The sequence below is a fragment of the Pseudomonas sp. genome, from assembly GCF_002796985.1.
Classification (GTDB): domain Bacteria; phylum Pseudomonadota; class Gammaproteobacteria; order Pseudomonadales; family Pseudomonadaceae; genus Pseudomonas.
The window spans coordinates 1-5,089 of the sequence record NZ_PEKX01000025.1; the positions used below are offsets into that span (position 1 = coordinate 1).

Here is a 5,089-nt window from a genome sequence, read left to right on the forward strand (position 1 = left end):
GCTGACCAGGGGTCTTGGGATAGGAGCTTGACGATGACCTACTCTCACATGGAGAAACTCCACACTACCATCGGCGATGCGTCGTTTCACTACTGAGTTCGGGATGGGATCAGGTGGTTCCAACGCTCTATGGTCGTCAAGCAATTCTTTATGGACGCTCGTGGCTTGCGCACACGCTCATCCAGATTCGGGTATGTGACAGGTAATTTGCGGTTCTCACGAACTTTCGGTTCGTTACGTCTTCACCGTCTAACACACAAATTGTTTGGGTGTTATATGGTCAAGCCTCACGGGCAATTAGTATCGGTTAGCTCAACGCCTCACAGCGCTTACACACCCGACCTATCAACGTCGTAGTCTTCGACGGCCCTTCAGGGGAATCAAGTTCCCAGTGAGATCTCATCTTGAGGCTAGTTTCCCGCTTAGATGCTTTCAGCGGTTATCTATTCCGAACATAGCTACCCGGCAATGCCACTGGCGTGACAACCGGAACACCAGAGGTTCGTCCACTCCGGTCCTCTCGTACTAGGAGCAGCCCCTCTCAAATCTCAAACGTCCACGGCAGATAGGGACCGAACTGTCTCACGACGTTCTAAACCCAGCTCGCGTACCACTTTAAATGGCGAACAGCCATACCCTTGGGACCGGCTTCAGCCCCAGGATGTGATGAGCCGACATCGAGGTGCCAAACACCGCCGTCGATATGAACTCTTGGGCGGTATCAGCCTGTTATCCCCGGAGTACCTTTTATCCGTTGAGCGATGGCCCTTCCATACAGAACCACCGGATCACTAAGACCTACTTTCGTACCTGCTCGACGTGTCTGTCTCGCAGTCAAGCGCGCTTTTGCCTTTATACTCTACGACCGATTTCCGACCGGTCTGAGCGCACCTTCGTACTCCTCCGTTACTCTTTAGGAGGAGACCGCCCCAGTCAAACTGCCCACCATACACTGTCCTCGATCCGGATAACGGACCAGAGTTAGAACCTCAAGCATGCCAGGGTGGTATTTCAAGGATGGCTCCACGCAGACTGGCGTCCACGCTTCAAAGCCTCCCACCTATCCTACACAAGCAGGCTCAAAGTCCAGTGCAAAGCTACAGTAAAGGTTCACGGGGTCTTTCCGTCTAGCCGCGGATACACTGCATCTTCACAGCGATTTCAATTTCACTGAGTCTCGGGTGGAGACAGCGCCGCCATCGTTACGCCATTCGTGCAGGTCGGAACTTACCCGACAAGGAATTTCGCTACCTTAGGACCGTTATAGTTACGGCCGCCGTTTACCGGGGCTTCGATCAAGAGCTTCGCTTTCGCTAACCCCATCAATTAACCTTCCGGCACCGGGCAGGCGTCACACCCTATACGTCCACTTTCGTGTTTGCAGAGTGCTGTGTTTTTAATAAACAGTCGCAGCGGCCTGGTATCTTCGACCGGCATGGGCTTACGCAGTAAATGCTTCACCCTCGCCGGCGCACCTTCTCCCGAAGTTACGGTGCCATTTTGCCTAGTTCCTTCACCCGAGTTCTCTCAAGCGCCTTGGTATTCTCTACCCAACCACCTGTGTCGGTTTGGGGTACGGTTCCTAGTTACCTGAAGCTTAGAAGCTTTTCCTGGAAGCATGGCATCAACCACTTCATCATCTAAAAGATGACTCGTCATCAGCTCTCGGCATTAAGATCCCGGATTTACCTAAGATCTCTGCCTACCACCTTAAACTTGGACAACCAACGCCAAGCTGGCCTAGCCTTCTCCGTCCCTCCATCGCAGTAACTAGAAGTACAGGAATATTAACCTGTTTCCCATCGACTACGCTCTTCAGCCTCGCCTTAGGGACCGACTAACCCTGCGTCGATTAACGTTGCGCAGGAACCCTTGGTCTTTCGGCGTGGGAGTTTTTCACTCCCATTGTCGTTACTCATGTCAGCATTCGCACTTCTGATACCTCCAGCAAGCTTCTCAACTCACCTTCACAGGCTTACAGAACGCTCCTCTACCGCGCATCTTGCGATGCACCCGTAGCTTCGGTGTATGGTTTGAGCCCCGTTACATCTTCCGCGCAGGCCGACTCGACTAGTGAGCTATTACGCTTTCTTTAAAGGGTGGCTGCTTCTAAGCCAACCTCCTAGCTGTCTAAGCCTTCCCACATCGTTTACCACTTAACCATAACTTTGGGACCTTAGCTGACGGTCTGGGTTGTTTCCCTTTTCACGACGGACGTTAGCACCCGCCGTGTGTCTCCCACGCTGACACTTCCAGGTATTCGGAGTTTGCATCGGTTTGGTAAGTCGGGATGACCCCCTAGCCGAAACAGTGCTCTACCCCCTGGAGTGATACGTGAGGCGCTACCTAAATAGCTTTCGAGGAGAACCAGCTATCTCCGAGCTTGATTAGCCTTTCACTCCGATCCACAAGTCATCCCCTGCCTTTTCAACGGAAGTGGGTTCGGTCCTCCAGTCAGTGTTACCTAACCTTCAACCTGCTCATGGATAGATCGCCCGGTTTCGGGTCTATACCCAGCGACTAAAACGCCCTATTAAGACTCGCTTTCGCTACGCCTTCCCTATTCGGTTAAGCTCGCCACTGAATATAAGTCGCTGACCCATTATACAAAAGGTACGCAGTCACCTAACAAAGTAGGCTCCCACTGCTTGTACGCATACGGTTTCAGGTTCTATTTCACTCCCCTCTCCGGGGTTCTTTTCGCCTTTCCCTCACGGTACTGGTTCACTATCGGTCAGTCAGTAGTATTTAGCCTTGGAGGATGGTCCCCCCATATTCAGACAAAGTTTCTCGTGCTCCGTCCTACTCGATTTCACTTCAAAGAACCTTTCACATACGGGGCTATCACCCACTATGGCCGCACTTTCCAGAGCGTTCTGTTAGATTCAAAGAAGCTTAAGGGCTAATCCCCGTTCGCTCGCCACTACTAAGGGAATCTCGGTTGATTTCTTTTCCTCAGGGTACTTAGATGTTTCAGTTCCCCTGGTTCGCCTCTTACACCTATGTATTCAGTGCAAGATACCTAACTTATGCTAGGTGGGTTTCCCCATTCAGAGATCTCCGGATCAAAGTCTGTTTGCCGACTCCCCGAAGCTTATCGCAGGCTACCACGTCTTTCATCGCCTCTGACTGCCAAGGCATCCACCGTATGCGCTTCTTCACTTGACCATATAACCCCAAGCAATCTGGTTACTGTCTCGAACGTGAAGACGACATTCGCCGAAAATTCGCGCTTGAACTCGCAAATTTTACCTTGACTTGAATAATCACCAGTGAAAGAGATTATTCAGTCTACTTCTATCACATACCCAAATTTTTAAAGAACAGTTCTGGCACAAAGACCAGACATCAATGTTCGTTCAACCTGAACATTCATGTCTGAGCTTTCGACGATTTAATGGTGGAGCCAAGGAGGATCGAACTCCTGACCTCCTGCGTGCAAAGCAGGCGCTCTCCCAGCTGAGCTATGGCCCCATCGGATCAGCACACACCACAACAATTGGTGGGTCTGGGCAGATTCGAACTGCCGACCTCACCCTTATCAGGGGTGCGCTCTAACCAACTGAGCTACAGACCCAATCGTCTAACCAGTGAATCAAGCAATTCGTGTGGGAGCTTATGAAGAAGCTGAGATCTTCGATTAAGGAGGTGATCCAGCCGCAGGTTCCCCTACGGCTACCTTGTTACGACTTCACCCCAGTCATGAATCACTCCGTGGTAACCGTCCCCCTTGCGGTTAGACTAGCTACTTCTGGAGCAACCCACTCCCATGGTGTGACGGGCGGTGTGTACAAGGCCCGGGAACGTATTCACCGTGACATTCTGATTCACGATTACTAGCGATTCCGACTTCACGCAGTCGAGTTGCAGACTGCGATCCGGACTACGATCGGTTTTATGGGATTAGCTCCACCTCGCGGCTTGGCAACCCTCTGTACCGACCATTGTAGCACGTGTGTAGCCCTGGCCGTAAGGGCCATGATGACTTGACGTCATCCCCACCTTCCTCCGGTTTGTCACCGGCAGTCTCCTTAGAGTGCCCACCATAACGTGCTGGTAACTAAGGACAAGGGTTGCGCTCGTTACGGGACTTAACCCAACATCTCACGACACGAGCTGACGACAGCCATGCAGCACCTGTGTTCCGATTCCCGAAGGCACTCTCGCATCTCTGCAAGATTCCGGACATGTCAAGGCCAGGTAAGGTTCTTCGCGTTGCTTCGAATTAAACCACATGCTCCACCGCTTGTGCGGGCCCCCGTCAATTCATTTGAGTTTTAACCTTGCGGCCGTACTCCCCAGGCGGTCGACTTATCGCGTTAGCTGCGCCACTAAGATCTCAAGGATCCCAACGGCTAGTCGACATCGTTTACGGCGTGGACTACCAGGGTATCTAATCCTGTTTGCTCCCCACGCTTTCGCACCTCAGTGTCAGTATCAGTCCAGGTGGTCGCCTTCGCCACTGGTGTTCCTTCCTATATCTACGCATTTCACCGCTACACAGGAAATTCCACCACCCTCTACCGTACTCTAGTCAGGCAGTTATGGATGCAGTTCCCAGGTTGAGCCCGGGGATTTCACATCCATCTTACCAAACCACCTACGCGCGCTTTACGCCCAGTAATTCCGATTAACGCTTGCACCCTTCGTATTACCGCGGCTGCTGGCACGAAGTTAGCCGGTGCTTATTCTGTTGGTAACGTCAAAACAGCAAGATATTAGCTTACTGCCCTTCCTCCCAACTTAAAGTGCTTTACAATCCGAAGACCTTCTTCACACACGCGGCATGGCTGGATCAGGCTTTCGCCCATTGTCCAATATTCCCCACTGCTGCCTCCCGTAGGAGTCTGGACCGTGTCTCAGTTCCAGTGTGACTGATCATCCTCTCAGACCAGTTACGGATCGTCGCCTTGGTAGGCCTTTACCCCACCAACTAGCTAATCCGACCTAGGCTCATCTGATAGCGCAAGGCCCGAAGGTCCCCTGCTTTCTCCCGTAGGACGTATGCGGTATTAGCGTTCCTTTCGAAACGTTGTCCCCCACTACCAGGCAGATTCCTAGGCATTACTCACCCGTCCGCCGCTGAATC

The 5,089-nt window shown here is 52.1% G+C and carries 2 tRNA genes and 3 rRNA genes (1 of these 5 cut by a window edge); all 5 read right to left on the reverse strand.

The window, feature by feature from the left end:
* Positions 1 to 25: 25 nt before the first annotated feature.
* Positions 26 to 141: ribosomal RNA gene (gene rrf / locus CTR55_RS27140) — 5S ribosomal RNA — on the reverse strand.
* A 135-nt stretch (positions 142 to 276) separates the two neighbouring features.
* Positions 277 to 3,168: ribosomal RNA gene (locus CTR55_RS27145) — 23S ribosomal RNA — on the reverse strand.
* A gap of 230 nt (positions 3,169 to 3,398) precedes the next feature.
* A tRNA-Ala gene (locus CTR55_RS27150) sits at positions 3,399 to 3,474 on the reverse strand.
* Positions 3,475 to 3,500: 26 nt separating this feature from the next.
* A tRNA-Ile gene (locus CTR55_RS27155) sits at positions 3,501 to 3,577 on the reverse strand.
* Positions 3,578 to 3,641: 64 nt separating this feature from the next.
* A 16S ribosomal RNA gene (locus CTR55_RS27160) occupies positions 3,642 to 5,089 on the reverse strand; its annotated part runs 292 nt beyond the window's last position; the annotation flags it as partial.